At 68.5% G+C, this 14921-nt stretch carries 19 protein-coding genes and 1 pseudogene; 11 read left to right on the forward strand and 9 right to left on the reverse strand.

Features of this window, described 5'->3' with window-relative positions; translation table 11 throughout:
* A partial coding sequence (locus tag ACRDP3_RS02910) for a GntR family transcriptional regulator (RefSeq protein WP_431515211.1) occupies window positions 1-547 on the reverse strand: 547 nt, incomplete at its 3' end.
* 134 nt (window positions 548-681) lie between these two features.
* On the opposite strand from ACRDP3_RS02910, the gene ACRDP3_RS02915 reads away from it, so the two are divergent.
* The 3 genes from ACRDP3_RS02915 to ACRDP3_RS02925 all read left to right on the forward strand — a co-directional run bounded on the left by ACRDP3_RS02915 (window position 682) and on the right by ACRDP3_RS02925 (window position 3360).
* Window positions 682-2145 carry an Nramp family divalent metal transporter gene (locus tag ACRDP3_RS02915; RefSeq protein WP_431515212.1) on the forward strand — a complete coding sequence of 488 codons (1464 nt, stop codon included), beginning with the start codon at window positions 682-684 and terminating at the stop codon, window positions 2143-2145.
* Window positions 2142-2600 carry a hypothetical protein gene (locus tag ACRDP3_RS02920; protein ID WP_431515213.1) on the forward strand — a complete coding sequence of 153 codons (459 nt, stop codon included), beginning with the start codon at window positions 2142-2144 and terminating at the stop codon, window positions 2598-2600. The genes ACRDP3_RS02915 and ACRDP3_RS02920 overlap by 4 nt, the downstream gene beginning before the upstream one ends.
* Window positions 2601-2715: 115 nt before the next feature.
* Window positions 2716-3360, forward strand: a complete 645-nt coding sequence (locus tag ACRDP3_RS02925) for a nitroreductase family protein (protein ID WP_431515214.1) — start codon at window positions 2716-2718, stop codon at window positions 3358-3360.
* Here the strand turns inward: ACRDP3_RS02925 and ACRDP3_RS02930 are convergent.
* Both ACRDP3_RS02930 and ACRDP3_RS02935 read right to left on the reverse strand, forming a co-directional pair.
* Window positions 3305-4252, reverse strand: a complete 948-nt coding sequence (locus tag ACRDP3_RS02930; protein WP_431515215.1) for a hypothetical protein — start codon at window positions 4250-4252, stop codon at window positions 3305-3307. The two genes, ACRDP3_RS02925 and ACRDP3_RS02930, sit on opposite strands and share 56 nt — an antisense overlap.
* Before the next feature lie 195 nt (window positions 4253-4447).
* Entirely contained in the window at window positions 4448-4876 is a 429-nt protein-coding gene (locus ACRDP3_RS02935) for an ATP-binding protein (protein ID WP_431515216.1), read from the reverse strand.
* Between the two features lie 115 nt (window positions 4877-4991).
* Between ACRDP3_RS02935 and ACRDP3_RS02940 the strand changes: the two genes are divergently transcribed.
* The 3 genes from ACRDP3_RS02940 to ACRDP3_RS02950 all read left to right on the forward strand — a co-directional run bounded on the left by ACRDP3_RS02940 (window position 4992) and on the right by ACRDP3_RS02950 (window position 6914).
* Window positions 4992-5876: a helix-turn-helix domain-containing protein gene (locus tag ACRDP3_RS02940; protein WP_431515217.1), complete on the forward strand. Its 885-nt coding sequence runs from the start codon at window positions 4992-4994 to the stop codon at window positions 5874-5876.
* A complete protein-coding gene (locus tag ACRDP3_RS02945) occupies window positions 5873-6079 on the forward strand; it encodes a DUF397 domain-containing protein (protein ID WP_431515218.1) in 207 nt (68 codons plus the stop codon). Before ACRDP3_RS02940 ends, ACRDP3_RS02945 begins: the two co-directional genes overlap by 4 nt.
* Window positions 6080-6149: 70 nt before the next feature.
* Window positions 6150-6914, forward strand: a complete 765-nt coding sequence (locus ACRDP3_RS02950; protein WP_431515219.1) for a class I SAM-dependent methyltransferase — start codon at window positions 6150-6152, stop codon at window positions 6912-6914.
* A 270-nt stretch (window positions 6915-7184) separates the two neighbouring features.
* On the opposite strand, the gene ACRDP3_RS02955 is transcribed toward ACRDP3_RS02950, so the two are convergent.
* The 5 genes from ACRDP3_RS02955 to ACRDP3_RS02975 are packed head-to-tail and all read right to left on the reverse strand — an operon-like array spanning window position 7185 to window position 9911.
* Window positions 7185-7736 carry an NUDIX hydrolase gene (locus ACRDP3_RS02955; protein WP_431515220.1) on the reverse strand — a complete coding sequence of 184 codons (552 nt, stop codon included), beginning with the start codon at window positions 7734-7736 and terminating at the stop codon, window positions 7185-7187.
* Window positions 7733-8854, reverse strand: coding sequence for an adenosylhomocysteinase (locus ACRDP3_RS02960; protein ID WP_431515221.1), 1122 nt, complete (start codon window positions 8852-8854; stop codon window positions 7733-7735). The genes ACRDP3_RS02955 and ACRDP3_RS02960 overlap by 4 nt, the downstream gene beginning before the upstream one ends.
* A gap of 57 nt (window positions 8855-8911) precedes the next feature.
* Window positions 8912-9070 carry a hypothetical protein gene (locus ACRDP3_RS02965; RefSeq protein WP_431515222.1) on the reverse strand — a complete coding sequence of 53 codons (159 nt, stop codon included), beginning with the start codon at window positions 9068-9070 and terminating at the stop codon, window positions 8912-8914.
* On the reverse strand, window positions 9064-9462 hold the full coding sequence (locus ACRDP3_RS02970; protein ID WP_431515223.1) for an ATP-binding protein: 399 nt from the start codon (window positions 9460-9462) through the stop codon (window positions 9064-9066). Before ACRDP3_RS02970 ends, ACRDP3_RS02965 begins: the two co-directional genes overlap by 7 nt.
* An 8-nt stretch (window positions 9463-9470) precedes the next feature.
* The gene (locus tag ACRDP3_RS02975) at window positions 9471-9911 is read right to left on the reverse strand and encodes a hypothetical protein (protein ID WP_431515224.1); all 441 of its coding nucleotides are present in this window, start codon (window positions 9909-9911) and stop codon (window positions 9471-9473) included.
* A 184-nt stretch (window positions 9912-10095) separates the two neighbouring features.
* Between ACRDP3_RS02975 and ACRDP3_RS02980 the strand changes: the two genes are divergently transcribed.
* The 5 genes and pseudogenes from ACRDP3_RS02980 to ACRDP3_RS03000 form a co-directional block, all read left to right on the forward strand.
* On the forward strand, window positions 10096-11220 hold the full coding sequence (locus ACRDP3_RS02980) for a helix-turn-helix domain-containing protein (RefSeq protein WP_431515225.1): 1125 nt from the start codon (window positions 10096-10098) through the stop codon (window positions 11218-11220).
* A 14-nt stretch (window positions 11221-11234) separates the two neighbouring features.
* The gene (locus ACRDP3_RS02985) at window positions 11235-11903 is read left to right on the forward strand and encodes a YdcF family protein (RefSeq protein WP_431515226.1); all 669 of its coding nucleotides are present in this window, start codon (window positions 11235-11237) and stop codon (window positions 11901-11903) included.
* Between the two features lie 21 nt (window positions 11904-11924).
* Window positions 11925-12641 carry a WbqC family protein gene (locus ACRDP3_RS02990; protein ID WP_431515227.1) on the forward strand — a complete coding sequence of 239 codons (717 nt, stop codon included), beginning with the start codon at window positions 11925-11927 and terminating at the stop codon, window positions 12639-12641.
* A gap of 107 nt (window positions 12642-12748) precedes the next feature.
* A complete protein-coding gene (locus ACRDP3_RS02995) occupies window positions 12749-13306 on the forward strand; it encodes a Uma2 family endonuclease (protein ID WP_431515228.1) in 558 nt (185 codons plus the stop codon).
* 119 nt (window positions 13307-13425) lie between these two features.
* A pseudogene (locus ACRDP3_RS03000) lies at window positions 13426-14142 on the forward strand (helix-turn-helix domain-containing protein); the annotation flags it as partial.
* 211 nt (window positions 14143-14353) lie between these two features.
* On the opposite strand, the gene ACRDP3_RS03005 reads toward ACRDP3_RS03000, so the two are convergent.
* The gene (locus ACRDP3_RS03005) at window positions 14354-14872 is read right to left on the reverse strand and encodes a hypothetical protein (protein WP_431515229.1); all 519 of its coding nucleotides are present in this window, start codon (window positions 14870-14872) and stop codon (window positions 14354-14356) included.
* Between the last annotated feature and the right edge of the window lie 49 nt (window positions 14873-14921).

Here is a 14921-nt window from a genome sequence, read left to right on the forward strand (position 1 = left end):
GCCCGATCCCGCGCTCGTAGTGGAACCGGAAGATGTGCAGATGGCAGTGCGTACGTTCGAAGGCGAGCCGCACCTGCGCACTGCCGGCCAGCTCCGCCACCAGCACGTGGAAGCGGGTGTCGTGCGCGGTCAGCGCCTTGTAGGCGTCGTAGGTGGTCTCGCGGGGCGCGTCGCACGACTCCATCTCGGTGCGGAGCCTCTCGCGTCCGCCGGTACCGGCCCGCTCGGCCGCACGGGCCGCCGCCCACGGCTCGATGAGCAGCCTGAACTGGTACAGGTCGGCGAGTTCGGCACGGTTGAGCAGGGCGGTGGTCCGGTACCCGCGCAGGGGTTCCTTGACCACGAGCTCCGCCGACTCCAGCCGGGCGAGCGCCTCCCGTACCGGAGTGGGGGAGACGCCCAGTTGGCGGGCCAGGCCGTCGATCGAGACCCGCGCGCCGGGTTCGATGGCGTGATCCATGATCATCGCCTTGATCGCCTCATGGACGTCGTCGGCGAGCATCTGGCGGCGCGGCAGCGGTGTCACGGGTGTGTCGGGTGTATCCATGGGGCCCCCTGAATCTCCTCGTGGCCGAAAACCTACGGCCTACTCCCTTGACGTGTGAGCTGGGCCGCTCGAATAATCGTACGACCTACCGGAAGTATCCTATAGGATATTTGTAGACGATCGTCTGGATTCACATGGCCACTGAAGAAACCGGTCGTATCGCAGACTCCGCGCTGCGGCTGCCAGATCCACCGGCCGAGCTGCGCAAACGACGCGTCGGCCTCGCCACCGCCCTCAAGTTCTTCGGTCCTGGCGCGATCATCGCCTCGCTCACCATCGGCAGCGGCGAATCCATCCTCGCCTCCCGCGAGGGGGCCGTCTTCGGCTACACCGTCCTGTGGGCGGTGCTCGTGGGTTCGGTAGCCAAGGGCGCTTTGGTCTACGCGTCCAACCGGCACATCACGCTCACCGGCGAGCACCCCATGATGCGCTTCGCCAAGGTGCTGCCCGGGCCCCGTGGCTGGTTCCCGCTGCTGCTCGCGCTGATCTGCCTCGCCTCGTTCCCGGGCTGGGCCAGCGGGGTGGCGGTCGCGCTCGGCGACTACCTCGAGTCCCTGGGGGCGGGCGACGCCACCGCCTACGCGGTCGGTCTCCTCCTCTTCGCGGCCGTACTGTCCTGGGTGGGCGGCTACACCGTGCTGGAAAAGGTGCAGGTCGCGATCGCCGGACTGATGGTGGTCCTCGTCCTGGTCGCGGTCTTCGTCGCGCAGCCCGACTGGCTCGGCGTGCTGGGCGGCCTGGTCCCCGGCGGCTTCGACTACGAGCCGTTCGTGGCCGAGAAGTATCCCGACATCGTCACCACGTCGGTCTGGGTGGAGCTCGTGGTCTTCATGGGCGGCCTCGGTGGCGGCATGTACGACTACATCGGCTACACCGGCATGCTGCGCGAGAAGAAGTGGGGCATGCTCGGGCACCGCGAGGTCGCCGCGATCGGCGACCAGCTGTCCTCGATGGGCGCCCGCGACCGCTTCCCGCTCTCCACCGATCCCGAGAACGTGGCCAACGCCCGCGCCTGGAGCCGCGCACCGCTCTTCGACATGGTGGCGGCGTTCTTCGCGGTCGCCGTCATCGCCATCGCGTTCATGATCAACGGTGCGGCGATCCTCGGTGAGAAGGAGCAGGTGCCCGAGGGCAACGACGTGCTGACCCACCAGTCGGAGTTCCTCGCCTCGGTGGCACCCGTCTTCGAGTACTTCTACATCGTCGCCATCGTCATGGTGCTCTTCGGCACCATCTACGCGGTGTGGGAGGCCTATTCGTGGACCACCTACGAGAGCCTCTCGGCCATCTCCGAGAAGGTCCGCGCCCGCGGGCAGCGCGGCATCCGGCCCTTCGTCTACGCCTGGACCGGCATCGGCGCCCTGCTGATGATCGCCTCCGGGGCGGACTTCGTCGCGCTGATCACGCCCGCGTCCATCCTCGGCGGCGTCTTCGCCTGCGGCATCTACGGCGCCGGACTCCTCTACGTCGACAAGGTCAACCTGCCGCCGGAGTACCGGATGAGCACGCTGCTGCGCACGCTGGTCGCCCTCGGCTCGGCCTTCCTCACCGTCTGCGGAGTCATCGCGATGCTCTCCTACACGGAGGTCATCTCATGATGGCCAGGCCGGTGAAGTGGCGCTACGCGGTGATCGGCGCCGGTTTCCTGGGACTCGCCGGCGTCCGGGCGATACAGGGTGCGCCGGTCTGGGCGGCGGTCTTCCTCGTCGCGGCCGCCGTGAACGCCTGGCTGGCGGTGCACGAGGCGCACGGAGCGCACGGTGCGCCGTCAGCGAGCCCGGCCGCTTCGGCGGGCGGGGACGGGGCGGTCCGGGTGGACCCCTCGGAGGTGGACCGTTCACTGGACGGTCACCGCGCCTCGGTGCGGCAGTGGCACATCCTCGGCCTCGCGTGCCTCCTGGTCGGCGGCGGACTGCTGTTCCTCGAACCCCCTCTCGCCGTGTTCGCGGGTACCGCGTCACTCTTCGCCCTGTACCGGGCACACCGGGCGGGCCGTGCTGTGGCGACGCTGCAACGGGCGCGCCTGGTGGGTGGTGTGGCGAAGCCCGGCTGACGGTGAAGGCGCGCGGGCCGAGCGCGCGTCCGTGCGGTGGCGGGCACGCTGGACTGCCGCACCACGCTGTGGTTAACGTGCGTTGCCCGTCACCCGCCGCACCCCTGGAGCCACCGTGCCCGACCTGACCGCCGACGAGCTGCTGACCACCACCCGGAGCGTCCGCAAGCGGCTGGACCTGACGCGCCCGGTGGACCCTGAGGTGGTTCGCGAGTGCCTGGAGACGGCCCTCCAGGCGCCCAGCGGCTCCAACGCGCAGAGGTGGCACTGGCTCGTACTCACCGACCCCGACATCCGGCGGGAGGTCGGCGCGCTCTACCAGAAGTCCTGCCGCGCCTACCTCGACTCACCCAACGCGGCGGGCCGGCTGTACGCGGACGACCCGGCACGCTCGCAGGTGCAGGCCCGGGTCAATGACAGCGTGGCCTACCTCGCCGACCGGATGGGCGACGTCCCGGTGCTGGTCATCCCCTGCATCCAACTCCCCTCCGGGCCCCTGCCCGAGGGAAACCAGGCGAGCGTGTGGGGTTCGATCCTCCCGGCGGCGTGGAGCTACATGCTCGCCGCCCGCTCCCGCGGCCTCGGCACCGCCTGGACCACACTGCACCTGACCTACGAGGCCGAGGTCGCCCGCGTCCTCGACCTCCCGGCGAACGTGCACCAGGCGGCCCTCATCCCCACCGCCCACTACACCGGCGACACCTTCAAGCCCGCCCCGCGGGCGCCCCTTTCCGAGGTGCTGCACGAAAACGGCTGGTAACCGCCGCGCGGGCTGCGAGGTAGGAGGCGGGTGGCGGGGACGAGTTGATGGTGGGGGAGTGCGTCGTCCCGCTGCAGTCGGGGCAGCGGGTCTCGTCCGCCGAGGGCAGGAAGAGACGTGGCTGGAGGTGGCTGCCCTCGCACTCGCGCATCCGGGCCACGCGAGGCGGTGGCGCCGTGGGCGTGGTGAGCGGCGAGGGCGTCGGGAGGGCGTGCTGGAGGCGCCAGTGGAGAGCGCCCAGTGGTGATCGGGCGTCGGTGAGGCCCTGGGTGAGTGTCCGTACGACCTGCTCACGGGGGAGGCCGAGGGTCAGCCACGGTTCGGCCAGTGGCGCCCAACGGCGTGCCGTGCGGGCGGACATGGCCAAACGTGGGTCGTCCTCCCGGAGGCTCAGCAGCAGGCGCTCGGCTTCGCCGGGGGCGGTTGGTGGGTGGGAGTTCTTCTCCTGTGTTTCTTCTTGGGGTTGAGGGTCGGCGGACCGACCCGTCGGTTGACCGGCGGTCGGCCGGGCGGCAGTCGGTGGCTCGGCGGGCCGCGCTTGCCGTGGTTGCCGGGTCGACCGATCACGGCCCTCGCGTAGGGCCATGGCCTGGGCCACGGTCAGCGGTACGTTCGAGACCAGCTGCGTGGTGGTCCAGTGGCCGTGTGTGTTCTGGGCCCGCCATTCGTGGAGGAAGCCTTCGTCGCTCAGTTGGCGTTTGGCGTTCTGGAAGGCGGTCTTCTTGATGCCCGCGCGTTCGGCTGTTCGGGACAGGGGCTCGTGCGCGCCCTCGGGCAGGGACAGTTGCCAGGTCAGCAACCGCACGGCGTCCGAGGACAGCCGGGGGTGGCGGATGATCTCGTTGGGCACCTGCGAGAAGAAGCGCGCAGGCGCGATAACATGCCGAAGCATCCCAGGGACTCCTTTGAAGTCCTCGCGGGTGAAGGCCCTCGGACCGGTGCGCTAACACCGCCGGGGGCCGCCGTGTGTCGGTCACCGGCAACCCGTTTGGTGCCACTACACACCACGTGACGACATAATGACAAATAGTCACACTTTTGAACGCCTGGCTCCCCATCGGGAATTGGCGAAGGCGCGGGCCGCGCGTCAGAGAGCCACCTCGGCCCAGACGCCCTTCTGCGGCGCGACGGAGAGATCCACACCCCACCGGTCGGCGAGCGCCTCCACGATCAGCAGCCCCCGCCCCGACTCGGCGTCCTCCTCGTGCCGGTTCGGCGTACGCGGCCACCACTCCGGTCGCGGATCGGCCACCGCGATACGGAGCGCTCCGTCCCCGTCCAGAGTGAGCGACAGCCGGAAACTCCGGCCGGGGAGGCTCCCGTGCAGCACTGCGTTGGACGCGAGTTCGGCGACGATCTGCTCAGCGGCCTCGAAGGGCCGTCCCCACTCGATGAGTTGCTGCACGGTCAGCCGGCGCGCCAGCCGGGCCCCGCGCCGGGTCGCGGACAGCAGCACCGAAGCGCGCTGCGCGGTAGGCGGGTACGCGGGGTGAGTTGGGGTGATTTCTCGGTTCACGTCACCCAGCGTGTCCGGGTTCCCACTACGCTGACCAGCGATGTCGCTGGTACCGAACGTACCCGTACCGGTACACACGGCGACCTGTACCGTCCGTCGGCAAGGTGGTGGCTGGATGTCTGAACCGGAATCCATGGGTGACGGCGGGGACGACGGCCGTCCGGAGCCGCCCGATGACGACGACGGCCCCTCGGACCTCTTCCGCGCGGTGGGCAGGCAGGTGCGGGTGCTGAGAGAGCGCGCCGGACTGACCCAGCGGGAGTTGGGGAAGCGGCTGGTGTACGGCGAAGATCTGGTCTCGTCGGTGGAGCGGGGACGCAGACCCCCTCAACCGGAGTTCCTCGACGCGGCCGACGACGAACTGGGCGCGGACGGTGTACTGAAGGCGACCAAGGAGGACGTCGTCCGCGCGAAGGCGCGTGCCCGCGTCCGCCACCCGGCCTGGTTCCGCGACTACGCGCGCCTGGAGCGCGAAGCAGTGGAGATCAGCTTCTTCAGCACGCTGACCGTCCCCGGCCTCCTCCAGACCGAGGCCTACGCGCGCACCATCTTCATGTCGCGCCAACCGCTCTTGGGTGAGGCGTCCATCAATACGCGAGTGGCCGCGAGGATGGACCGCCAGGAGATCCTGACGCGGTGGCCTCCGCCGATGGTGAGCGTGGTGTTCGAGGAGGCGGTCCTGCGACGTCCCATCGGCGGATGGGACATCCAGCAGCGCCAGTTGGCGGAACTGCTGCGGCTCGGACGAATGCGCAGCATCACGATCCAGGTGCTGCCTCTGGAGTGCGAGGGCCACGCAGGCATGGAGGGCCCGTTCATCCTGCTCACCCCCAAGGGGCGACAGCAGGTCGGATACATGGAGGTCCAAGACGAAAACCGGTTGGTCACACATGCCGAGGAAGTACGTATTCTGGCCGCACGCTTCGGCAGTATCCGGGGCCAAGCACTCACGCCCGGTGAGTCGCTGGTTCTCATCGAGAAGATGATGGGAGAACGATGAACATCGAGTCGGTTGCTAGCGATGCGTCGGCCCTTCTGTGGACCAAGAGCAGCTACAGCGGTGGCAACGGCGGCGAGTGCGTGGAGGTCGCCCACTCTCCCGCCTCTGTCCACGTCCGGGACTCGAAGGACCACCAGGGGCCACGACTGACCGTCGGCCACACCCAGTGGGCGCAGTTCGTACGCTTCGCCGCCGCAGGCTGACCGGCCATCACGAACGGGTGCGAGCAGGTGGTCTTGCCCTGAAACGTCAGAGCCATGAGGTTGCCCTGGCATGAGCAGGGTCTATGACGATGAGCGGCTGGCGGGCGTCTATCAGGGCGGCAATGAGATGCCCGATGAATCACTGCGCGACTGGACACACTTGATCGGTTCCTTCGCGGGCCGTTCGTCACCTGCCGTGGTGGAAATCGGGGCGGGAACCGGCATGTTCTGCTCGGCGATGGCCCGCTGGCTGAACCCATCGAGGGTGGTCGGGGTTGACGCCTCCGTGCCCATGCTCACTCAGGCTCAGCGCTTCAACTCCCACCCTGCGGTCCAATACCTGGCAGGCACTGCGGAAGCCGTGCCCACGCGTTCCAATCTGTTCGACCTGGCCCTGCTGTCCCGCGTGATCCACCATCTGCCCGACCGTGTCCCGGTCGCACGCGAGCTGGCCCGCATCCTCCAGCCCAGCGGCGCGGCCGTCATCCGGACGACCTTCCGGGAGCAACTGGATGCACTTGTCTACGACTATTGGCCGCGCCTCCGCGAGCTGGATGAACAGCGGTTTCCATCCCAGTCCGAGATGATCGAGGACTTCGCTGCAGCCGGCTTCACCGTTCGGACCGTCACGTCATTCGCTCGCCCCGTCACCGCCAGTCTGCGGGACTACCACGCCCGCATGACGTCTCAGCCCCAGTCGAAGTTCACCCAGCTCACCGCTGCGGAGTTCCGGGACGGACTGCGACGTCTGAAGGCCGACGCCCAAGACGAGCCGACGACATGCCCGGTTCCCGTGACGGAGCGGTACGACGTAGCCGTGCTGGCCCCCTCCTGAACGACTGAGAACCCTCCGCACAGATCCGCGCGAGTTCGCCACGCGGCGCATCCCCTGGCGGCAACCGACAGCCGACCCCATCAACAAGTTCATCTACACGGTCCGGGCCGACCGGGCACGCTGGCGGATCGCCAAAAACACCGTGATCACTGAGACGGGAAGCCCGCGAACCGTTCAGTGATCACGGCGAACCGCAGCTCAGAAGGCGCTCCTCTCGCCACCTGCGCGGGGAAGGAAGGGGGGTAGCGCAAGGGCGGCCGGATTTCGGTGTCAGTGGAGGGCTTGGGCGATGCGCTGCCCGAGGGCTTGGTCGCTGATGGCGTCAGCCTCGTGCCATGCGGCACCGGTCACCTCCTCGGTTTGGAGCTGGCCGATGCCGGTGGTGGTGCGGAAGAGGAACCGGAAGTCGATGTGCTGGTGAGCTGGTTCGTCCTTGGCGTCGTTTGCGGGGATGGGATGGACGTCGATGTGGACGGGCCGGTGGTCCACTGTGGTGACGGCGTCGGCGGGGATGCCCGTCTCCTCGGTGAGTTCGCGCAGGGCAGCTTCCACGAGCGTGTTGTCCACGCTTTCCAGGTGGCCGCCGGGCAGGAGCCACTTGTCCAAGGAGAGGTGGTGGATGTGCAGGATGCGTCCGTCCGGTCCGGCGAGGATCGCGCCGGCAGTGGCATGGCCGCGGAATTCGCTGCGGATGGTGAGGTCCGCGCCGGAGTCCAGGAGGTCCAGGACCAGTGTGAGGTCGGGCTTCTCCTCGGGGTGTTCGTTGAGGTAGGCGGTCAGGGTCGCGCGGATGTGGTCTGCCGTGATGGGCAAGTCAATCACCTGTTGAAGTAGGAGAGCCAGGTCGCCGCGACAGCGGCTCGGTCGGCCGCGCTGACCTCGTGCATGCCGGGGTCGAGGTCACCGCGGGTGAGCATCCTGAGCGCGGCGAGGATTTCCGCCTGGACCAGGAAGATGAATGGTCCAACGCTTGCGCCGTGCAGGAAGTTGACGGCGTTCCCGCCGTTCGCCAGATAGAAGTAATGACCGGTGGTCTGGTAGCGGGTGACGTGGTCGCCGACCATCGTGCGGGTGTAGACGTCCGGCAGCCGGTTCAGTTCCAGTTCGTCCTCGCTGCTGGTGACGGTGGCGACGTAGGCGCCGTTGCGCAGGTGCGGGAAGTCCTCGCCGTGCAGGGAGACCGCGCCGGTCGCGCAGAGCACGAGCCCGGCGCCGGTCAGCGCGCTCTCGCGGTCGCGGGCGACGGCGAATCCCTGGGAGAGGGCCTGAGTTCGGCGGACGGGGTCGATGTCGAAGACGGTGACCTGGACGCCTTTGGCGTGCAGGAGGCGGGCGATGCTGGAGCCGAGCTTGCCGAAGCCGATCACCAGGGCGGGGCGTCCGTGCAGGATGTCGCCGCGTCCGCGCATGACGGCTTCGGTGGAGAAGACGACGGACTGGCCGACGAGGAAGTCTTCGGGGTCCTTCAGCGGTGAGCGGGCCACCGAGATGACCGGGCAGGGCAGTTTGTCGAGGTGCTCGTAGCGGCGGTGGCCGTTCTCGGTGTCTTCGATCACCCCGGCGACCTGGCCGGAGAAGCGTTCGTGGAGGTCGGTGAGGGTCGGGGCGAAGTAGCCGCCGACGTCCAGCAGTGCGACCGGCTCACCGGCGGCCCTGGACTCGAAGTAGTCCAGGGCGGTGTCGGTGTCGGCGAACAGCTCGCGGGACAAGGTGTCGACCGGGACGGTCTGTTCGACTTCGCGTTGGGCGGCGGGGCTGATGGACTTCGGCTTGGGCAGCACCGCTCGTAGCTTCGAGAGGGAGGCGACTGCGCGGACGAATCCGGGGCGTTCGGGCAGCAGGTGGGTGACCAGGAAGGACGCGGTCTGTTCAGTGGGGTTGAACTGGGCGGCGATCTTGGTGAAGTAGGCGTCGAGTCGTGCGCGTTCGAAGGATTCCATGGCGGTTCGCTCTCATCCGTCAGTGCGGGCTGTGCGTGGGAAGACTGGTGGTCCAGGTCAGGTGCGGGTGAGGCCGGGTGGATGCGCGAGCAGGAATTGCACGATGCTCCGGCCGGCAGGATCGGTGTCCGGCCAGGTCCAGGCCCCCAGCGAGACGAACAGGCCGGGGCTGGGGCCGGACACGATGGGGGCCGGAACCGCGTGGCGGGTCAGCATGGTGTGCCCCCGGCTTTGAAGCGTGACCAGATGACCTTGCCGAACGGCCGGCGGTCCTCGACGCCCCAGCCGTCGGAGAGTTCCTCAACGATCAGCAGTCCCCGCCCGGAGGTGTCGGTCTCCTGCGGATGCCGGACTTCGGGACGGCGGTCCCGGCTGTCGTGCACTTCCAGATGTACGAAATCGTCATCGGCCTCGATCTTGACCAGGAAGCCGTGGCCGGGGGCGGTTCCGTGGGCGAGCGCGTTGGAGGCCAGCTCCGAGACGCAGAGCCGGATGTCCTCGGCGCGGGCCGACAGCCCCCAGGAGGACAGGGTCGTCAGAGCGAAGTCGCGGGCCTGTCCGACCGATGCGGGCGTCGCGGAGAAGAACTGCTGCGTTGGGCCGGGCACGGTGAGCCTCATGTCTCGTCCAAGATTGGAGCGGGCCCCCGGCTTCGACGCCTCGACGGGCAGCCGGGCGGGCTGGGATATCGGTGGCCCGAGGGGCTGGGCTTGCGGGTCCCGCGGACCAGCAACAGCCGGGCCCCGGCCGTATCGAGCTGCCTTTCCCGCTCGGCCGCTATCGCCCTCGGTCCCAGGTGGGAGGCGGCGGGCAGCACGACTCCGTAGGCGTTGGGAAGCGCGAGCACGTCCAGCAGCCCCGTGAAGGCCGCCGAGGCGGGTCCGCCGGTGGTCGCTCGGTCCGTGAAGACGCCGGACAGCAGCAGCTCATGCTGTCGGCAGTACTCGGCCAGCGAGGCGGACAGGGCGATCCCTCGGGCGGCAGGGACCTTCACCAACCGCAGAAAGCCGTAAACGACCGGGCCGCTGACGCAGCGGTGCTCCGTGAGGGGTTCCATGCTCGTGACCGTCCAAGAAGATTCGGAAAAGGTGGGCAGGGCCTCGGCCTGCGACTTCGGCCCTGGAATCGAGCGTGAAGCAGGATCAACGGTTCGGAAATGACCGGATGTTGTACTTCCGTTGCACTTGCGTCCCCCGCCTGCCTGCTCCGTGCTTCGATGACTTCTCGGAAGGGAGCAACGCGTGGCGACCGTGCACCACTGGAGCGGCCTGGAGGCCCACGCTCTACGGCTCGCGCTGCGGATGAGCGTCAGGGCGTTCGCCGATCACCTGGGAGTCGCCGTCCGCACCGTCTCCAAGTGGGACAAGCTCGCCGCCGCCACCGAACCCCGCCCGGACACCCAGGCCATCCTCGACACCGCCCTGGCCCGCGCGGACGCCGCGGCCCATCTGCGGTTCGAGACGCTGCTGTCCGAGAGCGGCAAGTCCCTCGGCCCCGGGCTGAGGGCGTCACCGGCCGGAGGCCGGGGCAGGGTCACCGCTGGCGGCCCCCGGATGTGGGACTACGAGTCCTGGACGGACGACCTGGAGCGGACTGTTGTCGCGCTCTCCCGACAGAACTTCAACTTCGCCGCCAGCCTGCTGACCCGATGGATCAACCGGTGGCGACCGCTGGAACTGGATGACAAGGGCCTGTACTTGTTCGCCCGCTCCACCGCCTTGCTCGGCGACCTCCAGCGCGACCAGGGGGCCGTCCTGGGGCCGCTGTCGGCCCAGCACTCCTATGCCGGGGCCCGCTCGGTCTTCACCCAGCTCGACATCCCCCGCCGTGTCGCCCAGCTCGACCTCTCCCTCGCGGTGGTCGCGGAGATGTCCGGGAAGCTGGAAATCGCCGCCCGCCACTACGAAACCCTGGCCGTCGATGACCGGCTATCGCGCCGCGACCGGGCCCGTGCCCGGCTGTGGGTGGGGACCGCGCTGAGTAAGGACGGCAACCACGACTATGCGGCCCGAGTCATGACCGCAGCGACCCTCGAGTTCGAGGACTTGGCCGAGCCTGACGACTGGTCGGTGGCCCACCAGAAGCTCGCCCTCGCCCACCGCGGCGCCGGTGACCTCACCGGTGCCCTGCACTTCATCGACATCGCCCGCAGCAGCCAGGCGACGGACTCACCGATGCAACGCGTGCGGTTGGACACCGCACACGGTCACATCCTGCTCTCCGACCGGGCTACCCGCGATGATGGACTGGTCGTTCTCGATCAGGCCGCCCAGGTGGCCGCGCAGTACGGACTCGTGCACCAACTGCGCAGTATCGAGGGCATCAAGGCCATGAGCGAGGGGCCGACCGGGCTCCGGCGACAGTGACCAGGGAGACAGGCGTGAGCGACGAGCAGCAGGCCATCACCGAGGAACAGCGGCAGCAGACCAAGCTGATCTGGGACTACCACCAGATGCACCACGAGATCCAGCCCGCCGATGTGGCGATCGGTCTGGGCAGCCACGACCTGGGGGTGGCGGCGTACTCCGCCGAGCTGTATCGCGCCGGGCTTTTCCCGCACCTGGTCTTCACCGGCGGCAACAGCCCCACCACCGCCGCAGTGTTTCCGCGCGGAGAGGCCGTGCACTTCCGCGAGCACGCCATCGAACTCGGCGTCCCCGCCGCCGCGATCCTGCTGGAGCCCGACGCTGCGAACACCGGTCAGAACATCACCTTGTCCCGTGAACTCCTGGCCGCCGCCGGGATCGTCCCGAAGACCGTACTGCTGGTCTCCAAGCCCTATATGGAGAGGCGGTCCTTCGCCACCGCCCGCAAGCTGTGGCCCGAGGTCGAGGTGCTGTGTGCCTCGGAACCGCTGGAGTTGGACGACTACCTCAAGAGCATCGGTGACGAGAAACTCGTCCTGGACATGCTCGTCGGCGACCTCCAGCGGGTGATCGAGTACCCGAGGCTCGGATTCGCCATCGAGCAGAACGTCCCGGAGGACGTGCATGCCGCGTACGAATCCCTCATCCGCGACGGCTTCACCAGCCGCCTCCTCAAGCCCTGAGCTGCCGTCGCCGGGCGGTTTGTGCGCGATCCACCAGCCCAACTCTTCCCGCGGCTGACGACGCTGGCCAAGCTGTTCGCGGCGGACTACTGGATCGTCCTGGACGACGTCCAGTTCACCCGCCGCGACTACCAGCACCGGGCCCGCCTGGCCGCCTTGGACGACCCCAGATCCTGGCAGTGGTTGTCCATCCCCACCCACCTTCCCGCTGGCCGCCGGACGACCATCAGGGAAGCTCTGATCGTGGATCCGATGCGGTCCCGGCGGCGGACCATGCAGATGATCCGGCAGTACTTCGGGTCCAGTCCGCACTGGTCCACCCTCGCTCATGCCATGGACCCGGTACTCGAATTGTTCGCCACCACGGACAAGACTGCTGAGGTAGCCGAGGTGTCCACCGGCATCCTGCTGAACCTGCTCGGCTGGAAAGGCCGGATTCTCCGCAGCAGCCAACTCGCGAGCCGGCCGGGGCGCTCGCAGCGGCTCGCCGACCTGGCCGCCATCACCGCGGCAAGGTCGTATCTGTGCGGGACCGGCGGCATGTCATATCTGGAGAACGACCTCTTCACCTCCCGCGGCATCACCGTCACGCCGTTCCGCACTCCGACGGCAGGCGTGTGGGACTCCGGTCGTGCGATCAGCGCACTCCGGGCTCTGATGGTCCTTGGCCCGCCCACCCTGGCTGACGCACTGCGGGCAGTTGCCGCCGACCAGGGCGCGCTTCGGGCCGCCGCGTAACGGGGCGGATAGCAGTCCGGAGCGCCTACTTCTGCCCAGGAGCGGTTCGCTGCGAGGTGTCAAGGATGCTTGGCTGTGGGCCGCCCGCTGCAGTGAGGAGGCGCGACATGAGCGTGACCGATGCCGAGATCACTCTCGCCGAGTTCGAAGCGCTGGAGCAGGCAGCTCCTGACAACCTGCACGTCGAATTCATCGGCGGAAGGGTCCATGTGACGCCGGCACGGGACGGTGACCACTCCGAGGTTGCACGCACTGTCGCGACCCAGATCATCTCGCACCGCCCCGACCTGTGGCTGTACGAGGAACGAGGCCTTGCTGTCCCGTCCTATCGCGCGGGTCGAGCGCGTGCCGATGGCGCCGTCGCCCCGGTGGGGTACTTCAAGGGGCAGCCGTCCTGGTCCGATCCGTCCGGGGTCCCCCTGGTCGTCGAGACGACATCGGGCTGCGAGGGGGACGCGCGCGTCGACAGACTCGACAAGCGTGACGCGTACGCCCAGGCGGAGATCGCCGTCTACCTGCTGATCGACCGCCACAAGTCGGAGACCGTTGTCCACTGGTCTCCGGCCAACGGGCGTTACCAGCACGAGTCACGGGCCGCGTTCGGCGCGGAACTTCAGCTTCCCGAACCGTTCAACTTCGCACTCGACACCACCGACCTCGCCTGAGTCCGCGTCGCCCGCTCTGCTTCACATACACCTAGTGCCGCATCAGGCAACGTTGGCCCTGTCGTGACGTGTCGGCTGGTTGCTGCGCTGGGCCGCACCGGACGGCCAGAAATGATCACGTGGCTGAACGTGTGCGGGTGCGGGAGATCGATGACGACAGGGCAGGAAGTTGCTGCGGATCATCCGCAGGGGCACCGGCTCTGTAGTGACCTGGCGGCGGGCCCAGATGGTGCTGCTGTCCGCGCAGGGCTTGCCAGTGGCGAAGATCGCCGAGGTGACGTTCACCAGCGCGGAACGGGTCCGGGACGTGATCCACAACTTCAACGCCGACGGCTTCGAATCGCTCTACCCCAAGTACAAGGGCGGGCAGCCGAGTTCACGCTGCCCGAGCGCCGCGAGATCAAGAAGACCGCCAAGTCCAAGCCGGCCGAGCACGGCCTGCCGTTCTCGACCTGGAGCCTGGCCAAGCTGGCCGACTTCCTGATCGCCGCCGAGGGGGTGGTCGACGACATCAGCCACGAGGGCCTTCGGGTCCTGCTCCGCGAGGAGGGCGTCTCCTTTCAGCGCGTGAGGACCTGGAAGACCTCCCGCGACCCCGCCTACGCGGCCAAGAAGGCAAGGGTCGAGCACCTCTACGCGATCGCCGACGGCGAGGTCATACCCGAGGAGGGCGAGCCCGAAGTCATCTTCTGCATGGACGAGTTCGGCCCGCTCAACCTCCAGCCCCACCCCGGCCGGCAGTGGGCTGAACGCGGCGGCCGAAATACAAGGATCCTCACCGCGTTCCCCGCCCGCGCCGCCGGGCGACCTGCACCTGCCCACACGGAGTCCGGCATGATGGGGATTCTTGAAAACGACCAGGGCCGCTCTTCGCCCCACCCCGTGACGGCCCTGTTCTCGTATAGCTACGGCGAACGGACATGTGCCGCCGTGTGACTGCTCTGGTCGTCGTTTCCCCACGCTGGGCAGCTCGTTGAGCTGATCGAGGCTCCAAGCCGCTGTCGGTTGGCCCTCCGCGGGCTGATCGTGTGCCTTGGGTGTGACCGCTCAGGCGCCGAGACTCTGGACGGTCTCCTTCACCAGACGGTTGCCCTTGGGCGCGTACCACGAGGTGTACGACGACAGCTTGGCAACCGCCGCACCCAGCCACTCGGGATCACCGAGCCGGTCCAGCGCCTTCGCCTCGGTGAGCTGGTCGAACAGCGCCTTCAGCACAATGACGTGGCCGCCCGTGTAACGGCGCTCGTGATGCGTGTACCGCGCCGACCATGGCTCGTACGGACGGCGCAGGATGCCGTGCAGGGAACAGCCGTCGCGGCCCATATCGGCACCGGGCGGGGCGCCGAAGCCCACGCCGGGGACGGTCTGCCACCTCCGGTAAGCGGCTCGCACCTTCAGCTCCACCAACTGGGACCACTCGATGGCGACCACGGGTGCCGCCTCCCCGCGCCGGCGGTGCTCCAGGCCCTCGGGCGCCAGCACGATGGACAGGCCCGCCTTCCGCGTCGGGTCCCCGATCACCCACCGGTCCCCGATCAGCTCCAGCGGCCCCAACTGCTGCGCCATGGCCTCTCCCTCTGTCCTGCCGTCTATCCGACCAGGAACCTAGCCGACG

Origin of the sequence: Streptomyces sp., from assembly GCF_050698815.1 — a bacterium.
Lineage (GTDB): Bacteria > Actinomycetota > Actinomycetes > Streptomycetales > Streptomycetaceae > Streptomyces.

What these genes read in the sequence shown, in the direction of transcription:
- ACRDP3_RS02975 (WP_431515224.1), bottom strand. Translation starts at nt 9,911, where the DNA reads ATGGAACCCCTCACGGAGCACCGCTGCGTCAGCGGCCCGGTCGTTTAC.
- ACRDP3_RS02920 (WP_431515213.1), top strand. Translation starts at nt 2,142, where the DNA reads ATGATGGCCAGGCCGGTGAAGTGGCGCTACGCGGTGATCGGCGCCGGT.
- ACRDP3_RS02930 (WP_431515215.1), bottom strand. Translation starts at nt 4,252, where the DNA reads ATGCTTCGGCATGTTATCGCGCCTGCGCGCTTCTTCTCGCAGGTGCCC.
- ACRDP3_RS02915 (WP_431515212.1), top strand. Translation starts at nt 682, where the DNA reads ATGGCCACTGAAGAAACCGGTCGTATCGCAGACTCCGCGCTGCGGCTG.
- ACRDP3_RS03005 (WP_431515229.1), bottom strand. Translation starts at nt 14,872, where the DNA reads ATGGCGCAGCAGTTGGGGCCGCTGGAGCTGATCGGGGACCGGTGGGTG.
- ACRDP3_RS02965 (WP_431515222.1), bottom strand. Translation starts at nt 9,070, where the DNA reads ATGCTGACCCGCCACGCGGTTCCGGCCCCCATCGTGTCCGGCCCCAGC.
- ACRDP3_RS02995 (WP_431515228.1), top strand. Translation starts at nt 12,749, where the DNA reads ATGAGCGTGACCGATGCCGAGATCACTCTCGCCGAGTTCGAAGCGCTG.
- ACRDP3_RS02945 (WP_431515218.1), top strand. Translation starts at nt 5,873, where the DNA reads ATGAACATCGAGTCGGTTGCTAGCGATGCGTCGGCCCTTCTGTGGACC.
- ACRDP3_RS02940 (WP_431515217.1), top strand. Translation starts at nt 4,992, where the DNA reads ATGTCTGAACCGGAATCCATGGGTGACGGCGGGGACGACGGCCGTCCG.
- ACRDP3_RS02960 (WP_431515221.1), bottom strand. Translation starts at nt 8,854, where the DNA reads ATGGAATCCTTCGAACGCGCACGACTCGACGCCTACTTCACCAAGATC.
- ACRDP3_RS02950 (WP_431515219.1), top strand. Translation starts at nt 6,150, where the DNA reads ATGAGCAGGGTCTATGACGATGAGCGGCTGGCGGGCGTCTATCAGGGC.